Source organism: Kamptonema sp. UHCC 0994 (assembly GCF_029167235.1).
GTDB lineage: Bacteria > Cyanobacteriota > Cyanobacteriia > Cyanobacteriales > Microcoleaceae > Kamptonema.
Map to the genome: position 1 here is coordinate 1 of NZ_JARFTR010000211.1, position 23,112 is coordinate 23,112.

Annotated in this window: 15 protein-coding genes and 1 pseudogene; 10 read left to right on the forward strand and 6 right to left on the reverse strand. The window is 44.9% G+C overall.

What is annotated here, in order from left to right:
• Positions 1 to 197: 197 nt before the first annotated feature.
• Positions 198 to 1,127, reverse strand: a complete 930-nt coding sequence (gene miaA / locus PY364_RS19260; protein ID WP_275524918.1) for a tRNA (adenosine(37)-N6)-dimethylallyltransferase MiaA — start codon at positions 1,125 to 1,127, stop codon at positions 198 to 200.
• Between the two features lie 149 nt (positions 1,128 to 1,276).
• Between miaA and PY364_RS19265 the strand changes: the two genes are divergently transcribed.
• The 6 genes and pseudogenes from PY364_RS19265 to PY364_RS19290 all read left to right on the forward strand — a co-directional run bounded on the left by PY364_RS19265 (position 1,277) and on the right by PY364_RS19290 (position 11,985).
• Positions 1,277 to 1,453: a hypothetical protein gene (locus tag PY364_RS19265; RefSeq protein WP_275524919.1), complete on the forward strand. Its 177-nt coding sequence runs from the start codon at positions 1,277 to 1,279 to the stop codon at positions 1,451 to 1,453.
• Between the two features lie 104 nt (positions 1,454 to 1,557).
• Complete coding sequence (locus tag PY364_RS19270; RefSeq protein ID WP_275524920.1) at positions 1,558 to 2,121, forward strand: DUF697 domain-containing protein; 564 nt, start codon at positions 1,558 to 1,560, stop codon at positions 2,119 to 2,121.
• 301 nt (positions 2,122 to 2,422) lie between these two features.
• Positions 2,423 to 3,643 (forward strand): annotated as a pseudogene (locus PY364_RS19275) (ATP-binding protein); the annotation flags it as partial.
• A 317-nt stretch (positions 3,644 to 3,960) separates the two neighbouring features.
• A complete protein-coding gene (locus PY364_RS19280) occupies positions 3,961 to 8,859 on the forward strand; it encodes an ATP-binding protein (RefSeq protein ID WP_275524921.1) in 4,899 nt (1,632 codons plus the stop codon).
• A gap of 311 nt (positions 8,860 to 9,170) precedes the next feature.
• Complete coding sequence (locus tag PY364_RS19285) at positions 9,171 to 9,887, forward strand: heme oxygenase (biliverdin-producing) (RefSeq protein ID WP_275524922.1); 717 nt, start codon at positions 9,171 to 9,173, stop codon at positions 9,885 to 9,887.
• A gap of 475 nt (positions 9,888 to 10,362) precedes the next feature.
• The gene (locus PY364_RS19290; RefSeq protein ID WP_275524924.1) at positions 10,363 to 11,985 is read left to right on the forward strand and encodes a peptidoglycan DD-metalloendopeptidase family protein; all 1,623 of its coding nucleotides are present in this window, start codon (positions 10,363 to 10,365) and stop codon (positions 11,983 to 11,985) included.
• Positions 11,986 to 12,189: 204 nt separating this feature from the next.
• Here PY364_RS19290 and PY364_RS19295 read toward each other — a convergent pair whose 3' ends face one another.
• Positions 12,190 to 13,476, reverse strand: coding sequence for a hypothetical protein (locus tag PY364_RS19295; protein WP_275524925.1), 1,287 nt, complete (start codon positions 13,474 to 13,476; stop codon positions 12,190 to 12,192).
• Between the two features lie 71 nt (positions 13,477 to 13,547).
• Here PY364_RS19295 and mnmA point away from each other — a divergent pair, with 71 nt between their 5' ends.
• The 4 genes from mnmA to PY364_RS19315 all read left to right on the forward strand — a co-directional run bounded on the left by mnmA (position 13,548) and on the right by PY364_RS19315 (position 18,753).
• Positions 13,548 to 14,603 carry a tRNA 2-thiouridine(34) synthase MnmA gene (mnmA, locus tag PY364_RS19300; RefSeq protein ID WP_275524926.1) on the forward strand — a complete coding sequence of 352 codons (1,056 nt, stop codon included), beginning with the start codon at positions 13,548 to 13,550 and terminating at the stop codon, positions 14,601 to 14,603.
• Between the two features lie 392 nt (positions 14,604 to 14,995).
• Positions 14,996 to 16,177: a sulfate adenylyltransferase gene (gene sat / locus PY364_RS19305; protein ID WP_275524939.1), complete on the forward strand. Its 1,182-nt coding sequence runs from the start codon at positions 14,996 to 14,998 to the stop codon at positions 16,175 to 16,177.
• Positions 16,178 to 16,298: 121 nt separating this feature from the next.
• Complete coding sequence (locus PY364_RS19310) at positions 16,299 to 16,433, forward strand: hypothetical protein (protein WP_275524928.1); 135 nt, start codon at positions 16,299 to 16,301, stop codon at positions 16,431 to 16,433.
• A gap of 79 nt (positions 16,434 to 16,512) precedes the next feature.
• The gene (locus PY364_RS19315) at positions 16,513 to 18,753 is read left to right on the forward strand and encodes a caspase family protein (RefSeq protein WP_275524930.1); all 2,241 of its coding nucleotides are present in this window, start codon (positions 16,513 to 16,515) and stop codon (positions 18,751 to 18,753) included.
• A 135-nt stretch (positions 18,754 to 18,888) separates the two neighbouring features.
• Here the strand turns inward: PY364_RS19315 and PY364_RS19320 are convergent, their stop codons facing one another.
• The 4 genes from PY364_RS19320 to PY364_RS19335 all read right to left on the reverse strand — a co-directional run bounded on the left by PY364_RS19320 (position 18,889) and on the right by PY364_RS19335 (position 22,857).
• Positions 18,889 to 19,185 carry a hypothetical protein gene (locus PY364_RS19320; RefSeq protein ID WP_275524932.1) on the reverse strand — a complete coding sequence of 99 codons (297 nt, stop codon included), beginning with the start codon at positions 19,183 to 19,185 and terminating at the stop codon, positions 18,889 to 18,891.
• Between the two features lie 501 nt (positions 19,186 to 19,686).
• Positions 19,687 to 20,826, reverse strand: a complete 1,140-nt coding sequence (locus tag PY364_RS19325) for a DUF6745 domain-containing protein (RefSeq protein ID WP_275524933.1) — start codon at positions 20,824 to 20,826, stop codon at positions 19,687 to 19,689.
• A gap of 10 nt (positions 20,827 to 20,836) precedes the next feature.
• A complete protein-coding gene (locus tag PY364_RS19330) occupies positions 20,837 to 21,463 on the reverse strand; it encodes a Uma2 family endonuclease (protein WP_275524935.1) in 627 nt (208 codons plus the stop codon).
• A 113-nt stretch (positions 21,464 to 21,576) separates the two neighbouring features.
• Positions 21,577 to 22,857 (reverse strand): valine--pyruvate transaminase, encoded by a 1,281-nt coding sequence (locus PY364_RS19335; RefSeq protein ID WP_275524937.1) that lies wholly within the window; start codon positions 22,855 to 22,857, stop codon positions 21,577 to 21,579.
• Positions 22,858 to 23,112 lie beyond the last annotated feature (255 nt).

Here is a 23,112-nt window from a genome sequence, read left to right on the forward strand (position 1 = left end):
ACCGCCAAGATGGCGGCGTTACTAATACTTTTGCGTAAGTCTTGTTTATAAAAAAATTAGGACTTACGCACTCCGGCCAAAGAAACTATGCAAAGAAACCGGGTTTCTATGAAAAACCTAAGATTCTCAATTAGACATCTACGCAGAAACCCGGTTTCTGACCCCCCAGTTTAATTGTAATTCCGTCCTCTAGACTACTATTTTACCGCCGGGACGGCGGCGTTACGAATTGTAGCTAGAAAATGTTGCACTCGCTGCCATACTTTATCTAACAAATCTGGCATATCAGCATCAAACCATTCAATTTGAGGATAGGCTTTAAACCAAGTCCGCTGACGTTTGGCAAATTGCCGCGTATGCAACACTGTGAGACTTTTAGCTTCAGCCAGACTAATGTTACCAGATAAATATTGCTTTATTTCTTGATAACCTAGTGTATTCAGCAGCGGCAAGTCAAAGCCGTATTTATCGCACAAAAATTGTACTTCATCTAGCCAACCAGATGCTAGCATTTCCTCCGTGCGTTGTTCAATGCGATCGCCTAATCCAGCTTCGGAATCTAAACCTATCTGTAAAATCGGATAAGTCGGCGGGTTTTCGCCTTGCTGCTCGGAAATTGTACGCCCTGTGACATAAAATACTTCTAATGCTCTTAAGGTTCTGACTGGATCGTTGGCGTGAATTTTGAGCGCTGCGATCGCATCGACTTGTTGCAACATGGCGTAACATTGATGTTGACCGAGAGTGGTAAGTTGCGATCGCAATTCTGGTACGGGTGCGACTCTGGGAATCTTCAAACCGTGTACGATTGATTTAATATATAAGCCAGTTCCCCCAACTAACAGCGGCACAGTGTTAGACTGATGGAACTTTTCAATTAATATTTGAGTTTGTTGCTGGTAATCCGCTACTGTCAAAGTTTCTTTAGGATAGCAGATATCAATTAAATAGTGCGGGATAAGTTCGCGATCGCGCTTCGTTGGTTTCGCCGTACCGATGTTAAACTCGCGATACACTTGCCGCGAGTCTGCACTAAGTATCGCACTTTCTAGCCTTTGAGCCAAGGCTAAAGCCAGTCCCGACTTTCCCGTAGCCGTCGCACCACAAATTACAATTAAACCTGTCATTTGCTATTAATCTCACACTACAGTCAAATGTCAATAAGCGCGTAGGCGTAGCCAGCCGCAGGCATCGCTAAAACTCTAAGAAGTGCATCCCCAAATAAATTTATCAAACTCTTATACCAATTTTACATGAAGTTGTATACAATTAAACATTGTCTTTAGAAGGCATCAGTCATAGCACGTCAATTGATTCTGGCGATCGCAGACCCCATGACCCACTGGTAGAATACAAAACTATCGAGATGTTTTTGCATCTCTTGACCGACTTTGAACCCACTGGGAACATCGGCGACAAGTCGGGATGGCGAGTTAGTTTTGTTGCCGAATAAAGGAGTAGATTGTTTTTGGGTAGTAATTGGTGGGAGGTGGGTTAGCACTTTACCAATAAATTAGCCAAAATAGAGACATCAAAAACTTGAGACAGGTTAAATTTATGAGCAAACAAACTGAAGCCGAGTCGATTATTAGATCCCATGTAGTATGGGCAATGGGTGGTGGGCTAATCCCAATCCCACTGGTTGATTTTGTTGCTGTCACTGCTATTCAACTGGAAATGCTCCAGCAAATTGCCCGTGTTTACGATGTTAGCTATTCTCAGAGCATGGGTAAAACCTTTGTCTCAGCACTTACAGGTACTAGCCTTGCTCGTCTGGGGGCGAGTTTTCTCAAAGCACTTCCTGGTTTGGGTACGATGATTGGTGGAGCATCAATGGCGATCGCTTCTGGTGCTTCGACTTATGCAGTCGGACAGGTTGCGATCAACCTTTTTTCTAGCGGTGGTTCCCTTAATAACTTTGTTGAAGAACAAGTTAAAACGGTTTATGATTCAGCCTTTGAGAAAGGCAAAAGTTATGTTTCAGATTTAGAAAATGAGAAGGGGAATGATGCTGCTAATATCTATCAGTCTCTCGAAAAACTGGGTAAGTTGAAAGAGCAAGGCATTCTCACGGAAGAAGAATTTCTTGCCAAGAAGCAAGAACTACTGTCTCGACTTTAAGAGGATATCTTTACGCTAGAGCGATCGCCCCGGATGCCATCTTCCCAAGTGCGATCGCCTACAATAGATCCGACTCGTCTCTCACCCAAGTGCGATCGCACTCCCTAACTTCACCTTGCTAGCAGCCCCATCGCCAAATGTCAACAGGCGCGATGCTTAACCTTCAGAACTGCATCCCCCCAATAAATTTATCTTGAGAATGCCCTAGCAGCGCCGTTAACCGTTTTATACTATAATTTTTACAGTTTTTGACTAAGAGCAGCTTTAGGGGTTGATACGCCATTATTGGAGCCATATTAGTATGACCAATTACAGCGCCGATCAAATTCAAGTTCTTACATCTACCGAAGCAGTCCGCAAACGGCCGAGGATGTACATCGGTACAACAGGCCCGCGAGGACTCCACCATCTAGTTTACGAGGTTGTGGACACTTCCCTCAACGAGGTGATGGCTGGCTACTGCACTCACATTGAAGTTGACATCAATGCCGATGGTTCCGTGACAGTGAGAGACGACGGGCGCGGCATTCCTACTGATATCCATTCCAAAACTGGCAAATCATTCTTAGAAACAGTCCTGACGTTTCTTTATAGAGGCGACTGTTACGGCAACGGCGGTTACAAGGTTTCTGGGGGACTACATGGAGTTGGGATAATAGTCATCAATGCTTTGTCTGAATGGTTGGAAGTGACAGTTTGGCGGGAGGAACAAATTTATACTCAGCGTTTTGAGAGAGGTATCCCAGTTACCGAATTGATTGTCAAACCTAGCGTAGAAAACCGCACCGGCACATCGGTTTCTTTTTTGCCTGATACGCAGATATTTAGTACAGGAATTGAGTTTGATTACACTACACTTTCGGGGCGGTTGCGCGAATTAGCTTACTTGAATGCTGGCGTTAAGATTACGTTTACCGATCGCCGTTTGGAATTAATCAAAAGCAGCGAACCGCACATCGAAAGCTACTGCTACGAAGGTGGCATCAAAGAATATATTGCTTACATGAATCGTGATAAGCAACCCCTCCACGAAGAAGTGATTTATATTGAGGGCGATCGCAACGGTATACAAGTACAAATAGCCTTTCAGTGGTACGTTCCGAGCGATTATGGCTTCCCCGACGGGCAACTTTTGGGTTTTGCAAACAGTGTCCGCACGTTGGACGGCGGCACTCACATCGAGAGCTTAAAATTGGCGATCCGTCGCACAGTGAGCGCGATCGCCCGCAAGCTCGGCAAGCTCAAAGATGCAGACCCAATTTTAGGCTGGATGGATGGTTTAGAGTGTGGCTACACTTTCATCATTGCTGTTAAAGTACCGAATCCCATATTTGAAGGGCCGACCCGAAGTCGTTTAGTTAATGTGGAAGTGAGAGAATTTGTTGAATTTCTTGTGCGAGAGAAGTTGACAGAGTATCTGGAAGCTCACCCTGATGTAGCGATCGCGATAGTAGAACAAGTAATCCGGGCTCATAATGCAGGCGTTGCAAAACGTCAAGAGCGGACATTGTTGCGCCAGCAAGAATTACTAAAAGATTGATTTACCTTTATGCTAGAGCGATCGCCCCTCCTGCAATCTTCGGAAGTGCGATCGCCTACAATAGATCCCACTCGTCTCTCACCCAAGTGCGATCGCACTCCCTAACTTCACCTTGCTAGCAGCCCCACCGCCAAATGTCAACAGGCCTGATCGCTTAAACCTTCAGGACTGCATCCCCCCAATAAATTTATCTTGAGAATGCCCTAGCAGCGCCGTTAACCGTTTTATGCTATAATTTTTACAGTTTTTGCTTAAGAGCAGCTTTAGGGGCTTATACCCCATTATTGGAGCTATTTAGTATGACCAGCAGTTACAGCGCCGATCAAATTCAAGTTCTCGAAGGTCTCGAAGCAGTCCGCAAACGGCCGGGGATGTACATCGGTACAACAGGCCCGCGAGGACTACACCATCTAGTTTACGAGGTTGTGGACAACTCCATCGACGAGGCGCTGGCTGGCCACTGCACTCACATTGAAGTTGACATCAATGCCGATGGTTCGGTAACTGTAACAGATGACGGGCGCGGCATTCCCACCGGCATCGTTGCCAAGACGGGCAAATCGGGAATAGAAACAGTAATGACAGTGTTGCACGCCGGCGGTAAATTTGGCGGCGGCGGCTACAAAGTTTCTGGAGGGTTACACGGGGTCGGTATTTCCGTTGTCAACGCCTTGTCTGAGTGGGTGGAAGTCACTGTTTGGCGCGATAAAAAGGTACACAATCAACGTTTTGAACGCGGTATTCCCGTTACAGACCTGGTTGACAAGCCTAGCAAAGAAAATCGCAGTGGCACATCAGTTTCTTTCTTGCCTGATACGCAGATATTTAGTACAGGCATTGAGTTTGATTATACCATTCTTTCCGGGCGGTTGCGAGAATTAGCTTATCTGAATGCTGGCGTTAAAATTACGTTTAGCGATCGCAGATTGGAATTGCTCAAAAGCAGCGAACCGCACATCGAAACCTACTGCTATGAAGGCGGTATCAAAGAGTACATCGCTTACATGAACCGCGATAAGCAACCCCTACACGAAGAAGTAATTTTCATCCAAGGGGAACGCAACAACGTACAAATAGAAGTTGCTTTGCAGTGGTGCATTGATGCCTATAGCGATAACGTTCTCGGCTTTGCAAATAACATCCGTACCATCGATGGCGGTACTCACTTAGAAGGGTTGAAGGCGGTGTTAACGCGGACAATGAACGCTATCGCCCGCAAGCGCAATAAGATTAAAGAAAACGAACCTAATCTCGGCGGTGAAAATATTCGGGAAGGTTTGACAGCCGTTATTTCTGTGAAAGTACCTGACCCAGAATTTGAAGGTCAAACTAAAACCAAGTTAGGTAATACTGAAGTCCGGGGAATTGTCGATTCCTTGGTAGGCGAAGTATTAACAGAATATTTGGAGTTTCGCCCCCAAGTTGCCGACACCATTTTAGAGAAGGCAATTCAAGCCTTTAAAGCCGCTGAAGCTGCCCGACGTGCCCGTGACTTAGTAAGGCGAAAATCAGTCCTAGAATCGTCTCCTTTGCCAGGGAAATTGGCTGATTGTAGCTCCAGAGATCCCTCAAAATCAGAGATATACCTGGTCGAGGGCGATTCCGCTGGCGGTTGTTTTTTTCGTCAACAAAAAATAATTCTCGCTGATGGCACAGTAAAAACTATTGGAGAGATAGTTGACGAACAAGCAGAAGGCAAAGAGCATTTTTGCTACACCATCAGAGAGAGTGGAAACATTGCTTTAGAGCGGATTACTAACGCTCGGATGACTAAGGCTAATGCAGCAGTTGTGCAAGTGACATTAGATAATGGGGAGACTATTATTTGTACCCCCGATCATCCTTTCATGCTGCGAGATGGTAGTTATAAAGCAGCCGCATTACTAACGCCTGATGATTCGTTGATGCCGTTATATAGCAAGCGTTCAAAAAAAGGTGAGGGCGGCTGTTTAATTGACGGTTATGAGATGGTTTGGAACCCGAATACTGATAAGTGGATTTATTCTCATCTACTAGCCGACTTTTACAACCTTGAACATGGCGTTTATCAAGCAGCAGATGGCAACCAACGCCATCATGTTGATTTCAATAAACTCAACAACAATCCGACTAATATTCAGCGGATGCCAGCCCAGGAACATTTAGCCCTACATCGTGCTAATTTGGAAAAAGGTTTGCATCGGCCAGACGTGATTGAAAAGAGCCGTCAAGCGCATCAAACCGAAGAATATCGCGCCTTTATGAGCCAACGGATGCAGGAGCCAAAAACTCGGCAAATTCTTTCAGAACAGGCGAAAGCTCAGTGGGAAGATGAGGAGTATAAAGCTTATATGACGAACAACTGGCGCGAGTTTTATGAGAACAATGAAGCTTATCGCCAAGCAGTTCACGAACAGTTGAATCAAGCGCAGCAAGAGTATTGGAGTGATGAAGCTAATCGCGCTGCACAGTCCGAACGGGTTCGCAATCATTTTACTAATAATCCTGAAGCGCGTGAGGCTCATTCACAACTAGCTGCATTGCAATGGGAAGACCCGGCTTTGTTGGAGTGGCGGCGCGAAAAGACACAGGAACAATGGACTCCAGAGTTTCGGAAAAAACGCAAGGCTGCGTTAAATGAAACTTATTACCGTAAAACTCTTGAAGCGTTGAAGCAAGTTCACCTTCGTGAAGGTTTTATGGATGTAGAAGCTTATGATGGTTATCGGCGGATGACTGGGGATAAGAGTCTGTTGAAGTTTGAAACTTTCTGCAAGCGTTACTTTAATGGCGATCCCATTGATGCCCGCGATGCTATTCGGAACTACAACCACCGCGTGGTTTCTATAGAACGCTTAGAAGAACGCTATGATGTTTATGACATCGAAGTTCCCAACAGTCATAACTTTGCTTTGGCAAGTGGAGTTTTTGTACATAACAGTGCCAAACAAGGTCGCGATCGCCAATTTCAAGCCATCCTACCTTTGCGCGGGAAAATTCTCAACATTGAGAAAACCGATGATGCCAAAATCTACAAGAATAATGAAATTCAATCATTAATTACTGCCTTGGGATTAGGGATCAGAGGCGATGAATTCGATCCTTCTCAATTGCGGTATCACCACATCGTCATTATGAGCGTTGCTGGCGATGAACCGACCTTAGTAATGGACGATCGAGGACAGACGGAATTTGTTAAAATTGGTCGATTTATCGATGATTGCGTTGATGGTCGTCGTAACCCCAATGAATACCGCGTTATCTCCTTTGACCCCGTTACTAAAGCTACTCGTTTTCAACCATTGAAAGCGGTAATTCGTCACGGTCATCAAGAACCGATGTATAAGCTGACGACGCGCTATAATCGCTCGATCAAAGTAACATCATCTCATAGCGTCTTTGTCTTGGAAAATGGCGAAGTTGTCCTCAAAAAAGGGAATGAGATTAAACCGGGGGATCTCTTAGTTTCAAGCCGTCGTTTGCCTCGTCCCGCTGTTAGTCCTACACGAGTTGACTTGCTAGAAACCTTCTATCGCGCTGAGTTAACTAAAGGACTTTACCTGCAAGGTGAAGATGTACGAAAGATAGCTAGTCAGCGGACTTTAACGAAAGTTTCGCGGCCGGAATTGTGGAATGAACCACGAGTTTATCTGGAGTCGGAAGAATGGCAAAAGCTGATTTCCCAGCGTCAAGCTGTGGGAGTTTCCCAACAAGCAATAGCCGCATCGTTAGGTGTCAAACAGCCAATTACCATCAGTCATTGGGAACGCGGAATTAATCAGCCAATTTTACCTCAATTCTTGAGTTATTTGGAAGCTTTTGGCTGGGATGATGACCTCAAATTTGAGGTTTTGCCCTCTAAGATTGATGAACTTTTGACGCAGGATGACAGCAGCAAAAATGCGAAATGGCGCGAGGTAAGTTGTTATAAACCCTTTGGGGAATTTAACCTCAGTGAAATTGAACAACTGGGCGATGATGTACAACTTGTACCGCAAGCACATCAAGATAAAGCCTTTGGTCGCTATCTGCCAATTACTCGCGAGTTGATGTGGTTTTTGGGCTGGTATGTGGCTGAGGGAAGCTTGAGTAAGCATCAAGTTAGCCTAAATTTAGGCAAGAAAGATGAACGGTTTATTGCTGAAATTAGTACAGCAATTGAGTTAACCTTTGGTCAGACTACTCGGCGATATAATGACCCCGACAGTGAGGGAATTAAGTTATATTTCCACAGCGTTGCAGCCGCAAGGTTATTGCAATCTTGGGGGTTAGCTAATGTAGCGCATCAGAAGCAGTTACCAGATATTCTATTTAGTCTTTCTGAGGAATTGCAAACAGCTTTTCTGGAAGGTTATTTTCTGGGTGATGGTACTAGCTGCGGTCAGAATTTCTCCTTTGTCACTAATTCAGAAACGCTGAAGGATGGGTTACTGTACCTGTTCGGTCAATTGGGGTTAATTGCCAGTACCAGTCATCATCAACCGTCTACTGCTGCGGATGCCGAAATTCAAACGCGCCACTCTTATTACAGTCTGACAATTTGTGGTAAAGACCAAATTGAGTTATGCCGCCAAATTTGGCATCGCCATGCCAATGCCTGTAAGATAGAGGCTCATTTGGAAAGCCCAAATCGTAAATCACCAGGCTATGTTAATATCAGTGATGATTTGATTGGCTTGCCAGTGGTTTCTAATCAAGAAATTGAATTAGTTGGTGATTATGTCTATGACTTCTCTGTTGACGGTGATGAAAACTTCATTTGTGGCATAGGTGGAGTTGCGGCAAAAAATACCGATGCTGATGTAGATGGAGCTCACATTCGGACGTTGTTGTTGACTTTCTTCTATCGCTATCAGCGATCGCTTGTCGATCAGGGCTATATTTACATTGCTTGCCCTCCACTGTATAAGGTAGAACGGGGACGCAATCATTTCTACTGTTACAGCGATCGCGAACTGCAAAACCTGATTCGCAACGAGTTTCCCGCTAACGCTAATTACACCATCCAACGGTTTAAAGGCTTAGGTGAAATGATGCCAAAACAGTTGTGGGATACGACAATGAACCCCGAAAGTCGAACCCTGAAACAAGTTGTAATTGAAGACGCGGCTGAGGCCGATCGTATCTTTACAATTTTAATGGGCGATCGCGTCGCACCTCGCCGCGAATTCATCGAAACCTACGGCCCCAAACTCAACCTCACCGACTTGGATATTTAACCCTGCCATTAAGTATAATTGCCCCGTCTCTGGCGGGGCAATACTGGCAAGACTTACACGCGGGGTCAAAAACCCGCTTTCTGCGCTAATATAGCAACCGCCAAGACGGCGAGGACACTCTGAATGGCTGAAACCATTGATTCTATTGCCCTCTTCCCCTAGCCCCTAGCCCCTAGCCCCTAGCCCCTAGCTATATAAATCGTAATAAAATCTCTCATCAAATCAGTTTAAGGTAACAAGTCAGGTGATTTTTTAGCTTGTTGGCGAATTGACCGACGAACACAAAACTTGAAGATTGGAAAATTATAGATATGAGCATCAATTTAGCAGCAAAATTGCGCGAAGGAACGAAAAAAGCCCACACGATGGCAGAAAACGTGGGTTTTGTCAAGTGCTTTTTAAAAGGCGTTGTCGAAAAAAATTCATACCGGCCTTTAGTGGCAAACTTCTACTTCATTTACTCAGCAATGGAAGAAGAAATCGAACGCCACCGCGAACATCCGGTAGTTTCCAAAATTTATTTTCCTGAGTTGAACCGCAAACAGAGCCTAGAGAAAGATTTAAACTATTACTACGGCCCTCAATGGCGCGATGTAGTAGCCCCCTCGAAGGCTGCTAAAGCTTATGTACAGAGAATTAGAGAAATTTCGGCAAAAGAACCGGAATTATTAATTTCTCACTCTTACACTCGCTACATCGGCGATTTATCCGGCGGTCAAATTCTCAAAGGAATTGCTGTACGGGCGATGAATCTGTCGGATGGGGTTGGTACTGATTTCTACGAATTCCCTGGAATTCCAGATGAGAAGGCGTTTAAAAATAACTACCGTCAATCTCTGGATAGTTTAGATTTGGATGATGCAACCTGCGATCGCATTGTCGATGAAGCAAACGCAGCTTTTGGCATGAACATGAAGTTATTCATGGAATTGGAAGGCAGCTTAGTGAAAGCGATCGGACAAATGCTCTACAATACGCTCACTCGCAAGCGTGGTACTGGTAGTACAGAATTGGCTACTGCTGAGTAGATGGCGATCGGTTCGGGATAATTTAATCTTCTGTAGAGAAGATAGTGTTGAAATCCTGGGGATTTGATGGCTTTGAAGTAGTCACCAAATCTCCGGGATTTTGAGTTTAGGAAGAAGGAAAAAGATAGAAGATAGAAGATAGAATATACAAGCAAGAAGATACAAGGAAGTAGCGATCGCCAGAAACTCCAGAACAAAATCGGGCATCCGCTAAAATTAGACGGACACAAACTAGAGATCCTCCCCGTCAACGCCACAGACGGACTGCAAATGCGATTTTACTCAAAAAATCCCCTTACTAAAAACTGAAACTGTAACAGAGTCCAAAGGCAAAATTTGCCTCAAGCCCGTTACAATCATTCTGGGCTATAGAACAACAACAAAATTCCCAACAGATTTAACGGATGAGTTATCGGTTTCTTTGCAGCCCTCACCCCCCATGCCACAAGCCCGATATTAAGTTGTGAAAAAGATCGTGAAACCAGTTTACTCAGATAAAAAACTAAAATCCCTGGCAACCGCCAAACAGGAAAAAATGAACCCTATTAGCGATCGCACTCGATTGCGGCTATTATCTCAACGTTCCCTACTGTTAGGCATCGGTTGTATTGCTAGTCTAGGAATGCTCAGTAAAGGTATGGTTTGGGCCCAAACCGAGGCTCCGCAAGTAGAAATAACTGCCCCAGAAGCCTCCGAAGCCCCTCCTAGCCTCCCAGAACCAGCCCCAATCGAACCGGAAATCGCCCCGCCAGAACCCTCTGCTGCCGCCCCCGAATACGCCCCAGAACCAGAATACATTCCAGAAACCCCCGAATACGCCCCAGAACCAGAGTACATTCCAGAAGCCCCCGCAGCGGCCGCCCCAGAGCCGTATTTGCCAGAACCAGAAATTGCTCCACCAACGGTAGAAGCACCCAGTGATCCAGAATATAATGCTGAAGCCCCAGCCAGCCCCAATAACGCCTACATCGATCCCACTGACTACAGTGTGGGTGCGACTAACACCTACGAAGCACCCACAGCAGTTCAGTTTTCCGAACGCTCAACTGGTTGCGACGCTGTTGTAGGAACCGGACAAGAAATTGCCGGAGCCTTGTGTGCTCCCCCAGCGCCACAGCAGCAGACAGCGGATGCGAACACGGGGAACCCCTACGCTGAAAATGTCGCCGCCCCTACAGGTCGTAAAGCCTGGGAAAATGGCCAGCAACAACAGCCGGGAGCCTCTTATGCACAGGCAGAGTCTTCTGAGGCTGGATATGCCCCTAGGTCGGAATATGCCTCTGGGTCGGGATACTCTGCTACGGCTGGATACTCCTCTGGGTCGGGATACTCCTCAAACGGGGAGGCTACAGTTGCCAATATTGGGTCTATCCAAGTCGGCCCGATTACTGTCAGCAGTATGAGCGATTCTGGTTTTGCTTATTACAATCAGACACCCCGGCCGCCTGCATTACCTGGAAATGGCAATCTACGGATGATGTTTCCCCTGTCTATCCCCGCTGAAATTACCTCAATTTTTGGCTGGAGGACTCATCCAGTGCTAGGTTCGGGCAGGTTTCACACGGGTACAGACTTAGGTGCGCCGATGGGAACGCCTGTTTTGGCAGCTTATGCGGGTCAAGTTGCGATCGCAGATTGGTTAGGCGGCTACGGCCTCGCTGTTGTTCTTGACCATAATAAACAATCCCAAGAAACTCTCTACGGCCACCTTTCAGAACTATTTGTTAAACCCGGTGAATGGGTACAGCAAGGAGAAGTAATTGGTCGAGTTGGGAGTACGGGGATGTCTACAGGCCCTCACTTACACTTTGAACTACGGGCGATGACTAATCAAGGCTGGGTAGCGATCGATCCAGGCCAGCAATTAGAGTTTGCTTTAGCTCAAATGGTCAAAACTCTGGAAACAGCAGAAAAAGTACCGGCCATGCCTAAAATTCTCGCATCTCGCTTAGCAAGCGGAACAGGGGATTTAGAAATTAGTATGCCAAAACTTCCGCCTCTCCCTCTGGGTTTAGACATTGAAATTGTCAATCTCCAACCCCCAGCAGAGTTGTTAGAAAAACCGATTTCTAAGTCGATTTCTAAGGCTAAGAATTGATTGATAATCGGGGCGGATTTATCATATTTTTAGTTGATTTATCTAAAATTTGGCGAACTCGCCCCACCAGTTTTATGCTATAGCAACCGCCAAGGTGGTTAGAACGTTCTAAGTTCCTGAAACTCGCTGGTTCTATTCCCTTCTTCCCCTTCTTCCCCTAGCCCCTAGCCCCTAGCCCCTAGCCCCTAGCTCCTAGCTATACTATTACTGTCCGAAATAAATTCGGGCCGTTTTAATCCCTGAATCTCGGAGGTAACGTTCCCAACGTTCTGCTATTTGCTGGTCAGTAAATGGCCCAACTTTGACGTGCGGATCTCCTCCTATATCTGTAGCAACAACGATATCTCCTGATACTCCTAAGCGTAAAATCTCTTGTCTAATTTGCTGTAAATCTCCTCTATTTCCTGAGACTACAACAAAATAGGAATTAGCATTACTTTGACCTAAGTTTTGAGCGGGTGGGATATAAGGCTGAGTTGGAGAAATATAAGGCTGAACTGGAGGGAGATAAGGTTGATTTGGGGTAAAAAGTGGTTGATTGGGTATAGTATTACTAAATTCTTGACCGCTGCGAACAATAGTAGCCGGAATTCCTTGCGCTGCTAATGTTTCTATGCGACGTTCAGCATTAATTTGGTCGCCAAAACTTCCGGCTTGAATTATTTGGACTCCACCATATTGTCGCACAAAAGCTGTTGATTCTACACCCCGGACTTGGGATAAAGTTGCACTACCAGTATCCACAACCACTTGATAGAGTCCAGTGCCCGTTCCCGGATTATTCTGTGGGAAAGAATTGGGCGAAATTGGGATAAAATTAGGCTGTTGAATTGGAACTAAAGATGGCGTAACTGGGTAATAATTTGGTTGTTGAAAGGGTATTAGTTCGCTAAATTCTTGACCGTCTTTAAGGTTAGTAATTTGGGCTTCAACGCCGATAGTTCGTAGTTGTAATACGCGCAGTTGAGCTGAACTTTCATCAAAAAAGCTGCCAGCTTCAATTACTCGGCGCTCTTTGTATAGTAATACTGTTGCTGCTGGCTCTACTTGCTGGACGAATTGTAGCAAGAGAGGGCTATCGCCGTTGACATAAACTACGTAGCGACCAGTTGGAATTCTGTTATCTGGAAAAGGCGGAGGATTGTACTGTTGTAATGGGGGATATGGTGGGTAGTTTTGAGCGAGTAATTGGTAATTGGTAATTGGTAATTGGTAATTGGTAATGGGTAATTGGTAATGGGTAATTGGTAGTTGGTAATTCTCCCCTGCTCCCCTGCTCAAGAGCTCCCCCGCTCCCCCGCTCCCCTGCTCAAGAGCCCCCCCGCTCCCCCGCTCTGCGATCGCGCCACTAGCGACGGGTGTTATTGCTAAACTTGCTCCTAAGAACACTAACAGCCAATTGTAGTATTTATGTAATATAATCGATGGTAAAGGCATCCGGCGTTCCTCCGCGATTGGTGCGATCGTAGGCTTGCTTATTAGGCTTATCATTAACTTCTGTCGTAATAGTTTATAATAGGGATTCGACTGCTTGTCTTAAATCCCTATTCGGGATTCCAACCATGAACAAAATTGTAGTAGGCCTCTCCGGTGGGGTAGATAGTTCGACAGCAGCCGCAATTTTACACCATCAGGGCTATGAGGTGGTGGGATTGACTTTGTGGCTGATGAAGGGTAAGGGCCAGTGTTGCTCTGAGGGCATGGTTGATGCGGCCCAGATTTGCGAACAATTGGCGATTCCCCACGAAATTGTGGACAGCCGGGATCTTTTTCAGGCAAGTATTGTAGATTATTTGGTGGAGGGTTACGGCGCGGGAATTACGCCGCTACCTTGTTCGCAATGCAATCGGACTGTGAAGTTTGGCCCGATGTTGCGCTATGCTCGCGAAAAGTTGGGAATTGAAAAGATTGCCACTGGTCACTACGCTCAGATTAGTTACGATGGGTCAGTAGATCGGTATCAATTACGGCGGGCTGTGGATTCTACGAAAGATCAGTCTTATTTCTTGTACGATCTGACACAAGAAATGCTGGCTGGATCTGTGTTTCCGTTGGGGGATATTACGAAGACGGAAACAAGACGAATTGCGGCTGAATTTGGCTTGAAAACTGCTGATAAGGCGGAAAGTCAGGATTTGTGCTTGGTGGAAAGTAACGGTTCCATGCGGGCTTTTCTGGACAAGTATATTGCTCCGCTTAAAGGTGACATTGTTGACAAAGATGGGCGGGTTTTGGGTCAACATGATGGGATTCAACATTACACGATTGGCCAGCGGAAGGGTTTGGGGATTGCATGGGCGGAACCGCTTTATGTGATTGGTTTAGATGTGGCCCGAAATCGGGTAATTGTGGGCGATCGCGCTTCTGCTGCACAAAGTGAGTGTACTGTCAACCGGGTAAATTGGGTTTCGATCGCGGAACCAGGGGCTCCAATTCGGGCCGAGGTACAAATTCGCTATCGATCGCACCCTGTACCGGTGAGTGTAATTCCTTTGGCAGATGCTAGGGTAAAGTTGATTTTTGATGAGCCGCAGTTTGGTATTACCCCCGGACAAGGGGCTGTTTGGTACGATGGAGATATTTTACTAGGCGGCGGGATTATTGAGAGTCAAGGTTAATCATTAGGGCGGTTTTGTCCGCCTTATTTTAATTTTGGAGTGCGATCGTAACTGGGAATAAAACAGGAATTACGCACCCAACCAAAGAAACCGGGTTTTTTTACGAAAATACTTCGCCCAAACCCGCAGATTCTCTAAAAAACCCGGTTTCTGGGCGACCTGCTAGCTGTATAAGCTGGATAAAATAACGATGGCAATCCCAATGGCTATTAACAGAAGAAAACGCCGAAGTTCGACGAGTATTAATTCAAGAAATTGGCTATGCCAGAATTTGCCAAGACTTACAAGCATCTGATACCGCCGGGACGGCGGCGTTACAAATGTGTAAGTCCAGAGTCTCAGAGCTTGATAGTATGGACACTGGTAGCTACAAGCTAAAAACCCAAATTAACATGAGTCAGTATTTAGATAGCATTCCGCCGCACGGCGGTCAACTGATCAACCGTATTGCCACACTAGATCAGAGACAAGAATTTTTCCACAAAGCAGAAACTCTACCGCGAGTTCAGTTAGACGATCGCGCCCTCTCCGACTTACAAATGATTGCGATCGGTGGTTTTAGCCCCCTGACGGGGTTTATGAATCGCGATGACTACAAATCCGTCGTCGCCGATATGCACCTCTCAAACGGCCTCCCTTGGTCAATTCCCGTCACTCTTCCCGTCTCCCAAGAAGTAAGCGATCGCCTCAAAGAAGGTACCTTAGTCCGCCTCGACTCCCCCAACGGCGAATTTGTAGGCATCTTAGAACTAACTGAAAAATATTCCTACAGCAAAGAAATCGAGGTAATCAACGTCTACAGAACTGATGACCTCAAACACCCCGGCGTACAGGTACTAGACAAGTGTGGCCCAATTAACCTCGCTGGCCCAGTATGGCTAATGGAACGCCTAGATCACCCCCTATTTCCCAAATATCAAATAGACCCGGCAAAGTCAAGAGCTTTGTTCAAAGAAAAAGGATGGAAAACCATAGTTGGATTCCAAACCCGCAACCCCATCCACAGAGCTCACGAATACATTCAGAAATGCGCTTTAGAAATAGTAGATGGATTGTTTTTACATCCCTTAGTTGGCGCAACAAAAGAAGATGACATCCCCGCTGACGTGCGGATGCGCTGTTACGAAATCCTGTTAGAAAAATATTTCCCACAAGACCGAGTAATTCTAGCGATTAACCCCTCAGCCATGCGCTATGCAGGGCCGCGAGAAGCAATTTTCCATGCTTTAATCCGCAAAAATTATGGCTGTACGCACTTCATTGTCGGGCGGGATCATGCAGGGGTAGGTGATTACTATGGAACTTACGATGCCCAACATATTTTTGAAGAATTTGACCCCGCAGCATTGGGGATCGTGCCGATGAAATTTGAACACGCTTTTTACTGTAAATTGACGGGGCAAATGGCTACTACAAAAACAAGTCCAAGTTTACCAGAACAGCGAGTACATTTATCCGGGACAAAGGTGCGACAAATGTTACGAGAAGGCAAATTGCCACCGCCGGAATTTTCACGGCCAGAAGTAGCGGCAGAATTAGCGCGGGCGATGAATATTTACGCTTATGAGATTTGAGTAGTAGGATTTACGCAAATCTATTTGTAGCGCCGCCCTTTGGGCGGTAAAGTCACCGCCCAGAGGGCGGCTTTACGAAGGGCGATGTGCAAGTTCAAAAAATACATTTTAATGTCAAGCGATGGCTTTTAAAGAAAATGTAGGATTCTCGTCTGTACCCCTAATTACCTCTAAAAAAGCGGGAGTTATGACTGATATTCTATCCCCCTATGTTTACGATCGGGTTGGGGTATCTACGGGGATTGCTAAAGATTAATAAAATTCGTATTAAAAATCTGTTGCTAATCCTCTCTAGTCTGAGAATATTAGCTCAGGTAGGATCTCAGGAATCACGCATGGGACTCAATCGGCGGAAATTTTTACAACGATCTGGCTGGCTGCTGGCGGCCCTGGGGATTAGCGAGGCTTTATTATGGCAAATGAGCGATCGCTACGCCCAAGCTTTAGCGCAGCCAACAAGGCGCAAGTTAGCACTGTTAGTGGGGATAAATCAATATCCCAACTTAGAGGCACAAAGTACGCCCCTGCGTGGCTGTGTTACGGATTTGGAAATGCAACGAGAACTACTGATTTCTCGGTTTGGCTTTGTACCTTCGGATATTCTCAGCTTAACTGATAGCCTTGCTACCAGGCAGAACATTGAAGCAGCTTTCAATAGCCATCTGAGGGAACAAGCTAAGGCGGGAGATGTAGTTGTTTTTCACTTCAGCGGTTTCGGTAGCCGAATTAGTTTAGATGCGTCCTTGGAACAGGTGCAAAATAGTTTAGTGCCTGTAGATGATCTTTTGCCTACAGAGTCAGCGCCGATCGCCAACGATCTACTAGAAGAGACTTTGTTACTATTGTTACAATCGCTACCTACAGACAATGCGATCGCGATTCTCGATGCCAGTTATGTTTATCCCGGCACAGACTTAATCGGCAATTTGCGAATTCGTTCCCGATATCGCCCCACCTTTGGGCAAATTAGCAACGAAGAATTAGTCTTGTTAAAAGAACTAAGAACGATCGCAGCCACACCAAATTTCATCAAGTTGCCACCTAAAATTACAACCGCTAAGCCCTATCAATTAGCCGCAGAACTTGGGTGGAATGGCTTTAGTGCTGGTGTGTTTACTTACGCCCTGACTCAATCTCTTTGGCAAACAACGGATGCTGCAAATCTGCAAATTAGTTTCAGTCAAGCTGCTAGCGCTATATCTAAATTAACACCAAGCGCTCCCTTTCCCCAACTTCAAAATCAAAACTCCAAAGATGAAAAACTAATTGGTAATTTTTCATCTTTAATTTCAAATACTCCTGCTGGTGATGGCGCAGTAATTGCTGTTGAGGAGGGCGGGAAAAATGTACAGTTATGGCTGGGAGGATTGCCCGGAAATATTCTTAACTTTTATGGGGTAAATTCTGTATTTAGTTTAGTCCCGGAAATCACACCTCGATTACAAGTGCGATCGCGCAATGGTCTAGTTGCTAAAACACAAATTAGGGAATTAGCCAGTACAATCGGAGAATTTGTCGCCCCGCAAGTCGGTCAACTCGTGCGCGAGAGGATTCGGGTTTTGCCCCGAAATATTGGTTTGATAGTAGCTTTAGACTCTCAATTAGAACGCATTGAGCGAGTAGATGCTACCAGTGCTTTTACTGCAATTCCCCAAGTCTCAGTAGTGACAGGAGAAGAATTAGCAGACTATCGATTTGGGCGAGTGTTAGAGGGTGCAACCCAGAGGCAAAATACTCCATTGCCTTCTCTATATCAAGATCGTTACGGTTTGTTTTCTGTGGGACAAAGTCTGATTCCCAATACTATAGGGAATGGCGAAGAAGCTGTGAAGGCGGCAGTGCAGCGCTTAGCACCGCAACTGAATACTCTACTAGCTGCTAAGTTATTGAGGTTGATAGCAAATGTTGGATCTTCTTTGTTAAAAGTAAGAGCAACTTTGGGTACAATTGCTCCACAAGTGGAGGTTTTAATCGAGCAAGTACCTCAACGAGCTTTTGAGAATACTGAAGCAGACATTAGCGACAGTTTAAACCTCAATGCTGATGGCATTGTGGATTTACCTGTGGGGACTCGCATTCAATACAAATTGTACAATGGCAGCGATCTCCCACTTTATTTTATGGTGTTTTCTTTGGATAGTCGAGGAGAGACGATCGCCTTTAATCCTCCTTTGGCTGAAACTGCTGTCGGTGAAGATACTGCCAGTTTATCACCCTTTGCGATCGCGCCTGGAGAAAGTATTTATATACCACCTATTCCCAATTTGGTAACTACAGCCACAAATACTTTTGGATGGTTAATTCACGGGTCATTAGGTTTAGTTGAAACTCAGATTGTACTTAGTCAAGCTCCCTTTACTAATACTCTTGCTGCTTTGGAAGGAGGAATGCAGAAAATTAGAGATACTTTGCCAATTCGCGTGCTTTTAAATCCTTTGAAGGTTGCTAAGGGAGTGCTGCAAGATTTGCATATTGCTAGCATTCCAGGGGTACAAGAAGCAGGAGTCACAACTGAAGATTTTGCTCTAGATGTCAATAATTGGGCAACTTTTAGTTTTGTTTATCGGGTAATTTGAGTAATTTTTATTAGGATTTAAGTATTACGCTTCGTAACGCCGCCATCTTGGGGGTCAAGAAACCGCCAAGATGGCGGCGTTACGGATGCTTTTGTAAGTCCTAAATTACCAATTACCAATTACCAATTACCAAATTTATGTTTTATTTTGCCTAATTTTCAACAATCTTTCGCTGTAAACTGTTCCCTGAAGAGCATTATTTACCAATTCTTGATCGTGGGGTACTAAAGTCAAAACTAACTCGTACTCTTCCCTCGCAATTTCATACTCCTCTAGCCCGTAGCCGTAGATATAACCCCGGAATAAATGAACGAAGGGACAATCAGGAAAATTTGCGGCTAACAGATCGATGATTTCGGCTGCTTCTGCATATTCACCTTGCATATAAGCTTTTTCTGCTTTAATGTAATCGGCTTCAATTTCTTGTTTCATCGTTAATTTCCCTGAAGTGTGGATGCAGTTATAACCGCCAAGGCGGTTAGGGGGCTAGGGGCTAGGGGCTAGGGGCTAGGGGCTAGGGGAAGAAGAGGAAGAAGAGGAAGAAGGGAAGAGAATTAAGGGTTTGAGGAAACTAAAATGTCCTAACCACCTTATATCGCAATTTTATCTGTAGTATTCGTCTATAAGTATACCTTTAGATAGATGAACTGTACGACTGTTTATATATCAAGGTTGAGAGGTTATGCAGTACAAGAGGGAGCGCTTTTCTTGAGAGTTAATATTATATAAAGGAAAAAAACATATTTTTCCATCGGCTGCTTACCTGTGATTTCTGATGTTCTATCTCTTTATCTGTCTCTCCTCCCAGTTTTTACGCCGAATTCTAATTTTGTAATATTTCTTTACAAATTCGCATTTTTGGGGCTGGTTTGCTTAAAGTAAAGATGTCCTTTTAGCTTTAAATTTTCAGGTTTATTTATCGACTTATTTGAGTTAAGTTTGTACCGCAAATTCTTCTGGCGCAATTCCCCAATTTACCCAGGTAATTGCATCTCGTGCTGTTGCCATATCAGGCGGTACTCTCAAAGCATGAATGTATCCCGTGCTCGGACAAGTCATCTTTAACAGATAAATCGGCTCTACATCAATATTTGAATCAATTCTTAACAAAGTGTATTCTTGCCAGCTATCTAATTCTACGGCTTGCAATTCTTGACAGATGCGATCGTAACCAATTCCCTGAATTAGAACTCGTTTTAGTTCGGCATTATCTTCTTCTAACAACCATTGAGATTGCCATTTTTCCGGGTGAAGTATTCCATATTTTTCGGGCAATCTTACCCCATGATAGGCGTAGACATTGAATCCTTGATAAGCAACGGCTGGCACTCCTTCAGCGTGCAATCTACCTCGATTATCTAAGTGAATTACTGAGGGTTTGGGAATAGCGACAGCTACATCCTTAAATGCCACCCTAAATGCCCCCCACCAGCCACAGTGTTTGCCAGTCGCTAACAAACCCTTTACCTTTAAACAGTCAATACCAATGCTATCAAAATAGGCAAAAAAGGGAACCCATTCATCATCTATGATAGACTCCGAATCTTCTCCTCTCTTGAAATCCCTGATAGCATTCCAGACAGCATTTCCACCAGGATAGAAACCAATATCATCAACAGCAGGTATCACAAAATCCCAGGTAATATCACAAACAGCACTTATCACAAAATCCCAGGCAGGTAAGCCAACATCATCCCGGATAGAATCCTCAACAGCGTCTGTGACAGCACCCCATACAGCTTCCCAAACAGTATCCCTGACATCATAACCAAAGTCGAACTCATCCTTGAGAGAATAACTCCCGTCATCACCATTGTGAGCATAACCCCCGTCATCATCCCTCACAGTATAAGTAGAAATTATATAATTTGCCGCATCTAGGGGATTATCGAACCACAATATTTGTTTAGGCGGCTCCACTTCGGCGCACTCGTAAGCAAGCCGAATCGCCGCTTCTGCCTTTTGTTTATCTATCGGCGTTGTATCTAAATAAATTGGTATCCACTCATCCCGAATAATTGGTATGAGTGCAATTTGTTCTGGAGTAAGTTCTTTGATATCTTCAGCAGCCATAACTTTAACTTTACTGACCTCTCACCCATTCTCGAAATTCTCGCACTGCCGTACTCACACCTAAACTTTGACACCGATCGAGAAATTCATCAACCTTAGTGACTGTAAGTATTTGGAAAGTAGGAGAGCGATCGCACTCGATATATTCCTCATTTTGTAATTGATAAAATTTAATATTTTCTCCATCATAGCGCCAGATTTCCGGTACACCCAAATCTGCATAAATATCAAATTGATTTAAAGAACTGCTAGTAATATCAACTTCAATAGCTAAATCTGGTGGCGGATCTTGGGTAAAATCTAACTCTGTTTTACCTCTAACTCGCGCCTCATTTTGAATATAGTAGCACGAATCAGGTTCTTTAGCTACACCTTTCTTTTGACGCTTAATCGTCATCGAGCCAAAGGGATTATATTCAATATTCAATTCTTCTATCAGAGCAATAATCAAACGATCGATCAGCCTATTCCGATTTTCATGTTCCGGCAGCGGTGTCATAATTTCTAGGTTTCTTTGGTAATAAGCGAGTCGGCTAGAGCGATTTTCGCCAAGTTCCAATAGCAGGCTTTCAAAGAGTTCCCAACTGATGTTTTGTAGTAAAACTCGCTGTTCAGCTTGAATTGAGGTTATCACCATTTTACTCACCTTTTCTGCTTAAATTTCAATTGTATGGTGGGCGCTGCTAAGAGACTTAAATCCCTGGCAGGTTTAAGCTTAAGTTGACACCAATGACTGCGCCCACCTTACTATTACTTAACAGCCGACAACTGATAAACCTGTTCAGCAATCTTAGCTAACCGCTGCATTCCAACTTCAATCTCAGCATCAGTAGCCGTCAAACTAATCCGCAAACACTCTTGTTTGTGCCGCCAATCTTCTCGCAAACCAGGGAAGAAAGAACTACCAGGAACTACAATCACGCCGACTTGTTTCAACTGCTGATAAAATTCCCAATCAGTAATCGGTAAATCCTTCAACCACAACCATGCAAAAATTGCCCCTTCGCCGCGATGTAAGAACCAAGGCAAATCTTTAGGCATGAATTTATCGAGGGTGGTTTCTAAAATCTTAAACTTCTTCTGATAGTGCGGGCGAATTACATTCTCCGCAATATCAGCTAGAGCTCCAGAAGCGATCGCGCGAGATGCGATCGCCTGTCCATACCTCGGTGAATGAATGCACATATTAGTCTGGAAACATTCTAATACCTGAATCATCCTTTCCTCACCGATCGCAATCCCAATGCGCTCCCCAGGCAAACCCGCCTTAGACAAACTCATACAATGTATGATATTCCCCCCAAAAATCGGCTTCATCTCGGTAAAATTCAACGCCGGGAAAGGAGGGCCATAGGCAGAATCAATCAACACCGGCACATTGTAGGGAGCCGCTAAAGCGGCAATTTTTTCTACTTCGTCGTTGGTAAGTACGTTACCAGTGGGGTTGCAGGGGCGAGAAAATATCACGCAACCAGTATTCTCGTCAATAGACAATTGGCTGAAATCGGGGCGGTATTTGAAGCGATGAGCCTTAGCGTCAATATCCAAAGTCGGCTTGTAAGCAACAACCGCCTCCGGGACTAAGCTAACGCCACCATAACCAGTGTAATCGGGGCTCAGGGGTAAAACGATATGTTTGAGTTGTCCGCTAGCAGTGTAGCCGCCAAAGGCGTTGGCGGCGTAGAAGTAGATAGATTGGCTACCGGGAGTGATTAAGATGTTGCGATCGCTCAATCTTAAGCCGTAGCGATCGTTAAAATCCTTGAGTACAGCATCGATAAACGGCTGATAGCCTTGGCTGGAACCGTAGCGACAAACCACCTCGCCGTATTCGGAACTAGCCAGCAGATCCGCCGTGCAATCCCGCCATAATTGCTCAACTTCCGGCAAAATCACCGGATTTCCCGCGCTTAAATTGATAAACTCCTGCCCTTCGCCTGCTCTGAGGGTTTCAATAATGTCTTTCATAATCGCTCTAACGCCCGTGAGGTTGGACATCTGAGCACCAAATTTAGTGAGGGCAGGGTTCATAGGTAATACTGGGATTGAAATAGAGGTTAATACTTTAATTTATCTTAACCTTGGCAAATATAAGTCAACCAGGTGGGGCTGTATTTGATGGGCTAGCCTAAGTTACTCTCTAAAATAGAATTCCTATAACTACTGCATTTTGTACGTTATACCCCTTGAACCCTAAACCGCTACAATAGACATTTGAGTAAATTATTTAGAACTTACAAAATATGTCATTGCGAGCTCCGCGAAGCAATCCCAAAGCCTTGCGAT

Excerpts from the sequence above, each read along its gene's own strand:
- miaA (WP_275524918.1), bottom strand. The coding sequence starts at position 1,127 with ATGACAGGTTTAATTGTAATTTGTGGTGCGACGGCTACGGGAAAGTCG.
- PY364_RS19270 (WP_275524920.1), top strand. The coding sequence starts at position 1,558 with ATGAGCAAACAAACTGAAGCCGAGTCGATTATTAGATCCCATGTAGTA.
- PY364_RS19280 (WP_275524921.1), top strand. The coding sequence starts at position 3,961 with ATGACCAGCAGTTACAGCGCCGATCAAATTCAAGTTCTCGAAGGTCTC.
- PY364_RS19285 (WP_275524922.1), top strand. The coding sequence starts at position 9,171 with ATGAGCATCAATTTAGCAGCAAAATTGCGCGAAGGAACGAAAAAAGCC.
- PY364_RS19295 (WP_275524925.1), bottom strand. The coding sequence starts at position 13,476 with ATGATAAGCCTAATAAGCAAGCCTACGATCGCACCAATCGCGGAGGAA.
- mnmA (WP_275524926.1), top strand. The coding sequence starts at position 13,548 with ATGAACAAAATTGTAGTAGGCCTCTCCGGTGGGGTAGATAGTTCGACA.
- sat (WP_275524939.1), top strand. The coding sequence starts at position 14,996 with ATGAGTCAGTATTTAGATAGCATTCCGCCGCACGGCGGTCAACTGATC.
- PY364_RS19310 (WP_275524928.1), top strand. The coding sequence starts at position 16,299 with ATGGCTTTTAAAGAAAATGTAGGATTCTCGTCTGTACCCCTAATTACC.
- PY364_RS19315 (WP_275524930.1), top strand. The coding sequence starts at position 16,513 with ATGGGACTCAATCGGCGGAAATTTTTACAACGATCTGGCTGGCTGCTG.
- PY364_RS19320 (WP_275524932.1), bottom strand. The coding sequence starts at position 19,185 with ATGAAACAAGAAATTGAAGCCGATTACATTAAAGCAGAAAAAGCTTAT.
- PY364_RS19325 (WP_275524933.1), bottom strand. The coding sequence starts at position 20,826 with ATGGCTGCTGAAGATATCAAAGAACTTACTCCAGAACAAATTGCACTC.
- PY364_RS19330 (WP_275524935.1), bottom strand. The coding sequence starts at position 21,463 with ATGGTGATAACCTCAATTCAAGCTGAACAGCGAGTTTTACTACAAAAC.
- PY364_RS19335 (WP_275524937.1), bottom strand. The coding sequence starts at position 22,857 with ATGAACCCTGCCCTCACTAAATTTGGTGCTCAGATGTCCAACCTCACG.